This window comes from Mesorhizobium sp. M7A.F.Ca.US.006.01.1.1, assembly GCF_003997935.1.
In the GTDB taxonomy this organism is placed as follows: domain Bacteria; phylum Pseudomonadota; class Alphaproteobacteria; order Rhizobiales; family Rhizobiaceae; genus Mesorhizobium.
Genome location: NZ_RZQL01000492.1, coordinates 1 through 1,057, shown reverse-complemented (window position 1 = coordinate 1,057; position 1,057 = coordinate 1). Strand labels below are relative to the sequence as shown.

Genomic DNA, 1,057 nt, shown 5'->3' with positions numbered 1-1,057 from the left:
AGCCGACATGGCCCGAGGCCGATGCAACCGTGCCCGCTTCGACGCCCGTTACCGTCGCACCGTCCGCGCCCTTAACGTCGGCAACGCCGTCCGTGTTGTTCGCGTCCGCGCCGCCGCTGGCCGTGATCACGTTGCCGTCCGCGACCGTCGCACCGTCTTCCGTCACGCTGTCGGTGTCGGCAACCGCCGTCGGCACGTCGTCGACAATGGCGACGGCAAAGGTGGTGCTGGCCGAATCGCCGTCGACGTCCGTGACAGTGATGCTGAAATTGTCCGGAACCGTGTCGTTGGGATCGAACCCGTTCGTGTGCTCGGGGTGAGTGACCGATTCGGTCACCGTGTAATTGTATTGGATAGCACCCGTGCTCGGATTGTAGGAGACGATCTCCAAATAGCCGAACTGGCCCGGGATCTGCTGGCCGACGCCGGTGACGGCGACACCGTTGATAACGATCGACCCGATTCCATCCGGTGCGTCGATGCTGATCGTTCCGATGCCTGAGGTTTCGGAATTGCTTGGCGCGTCGCTGCCGGGCGATTGTGTCTGGTTGCCATCGAGGCCAGTTTCACTGGCCGCTTCGGTCGGGGCAAGCAGTGACGTGGCCACCACTGAAACCGGCCTGTCGACGATGGACGGGAACAGTTCGCGGCGATCCAGAAGCCCAAACTGCAAGGCGGTCGGCGGCAGCAGGGCCGACAGGTCGAACCCGTCGCCGATGCCGCCGGGGGGAACCGAGAAATCTCCGCCTGCGCTTGAATTCGAACCGCCAGGACCAGCCGACATGGAACCGTCGGCGCCGAAGGCGACGTCGACATGGCTGGCTTCCAGCGCCGCCAGCAGCGCGACGCGCGGCACCTCGACGTCGCCGATGATGAAGGTCGGCACGTTCAGGGCGCCGTCCTTGATCACGATCACCGAGCCGTCGGCCTGTTCGAGCAGAAGGTTTTGGCCGTCGACCTTGATGTTGTCGATGGAGGCGTTGGCCGGAAGCCTTACCATGTGGCTGGCGTCGGCCACATATTCGTGCGGCGCAGCTGCCGGCGGTGCCTTTGCTTC

Annotated in this window: 1 protein-coding gene; it reads right to left on the bottom strand. The window is 64.5% G+C overall.

The genetic code is table 11. The features are described 5' to 3' along the window. Positions 1-1,057, bottom strand: a 1,057-nt coding sequence (locus EN943_RS37105; RefSeq protein WP_206522893.1) for a hypothetical protein, incomplete at both ends; no start/stop codon positions are given.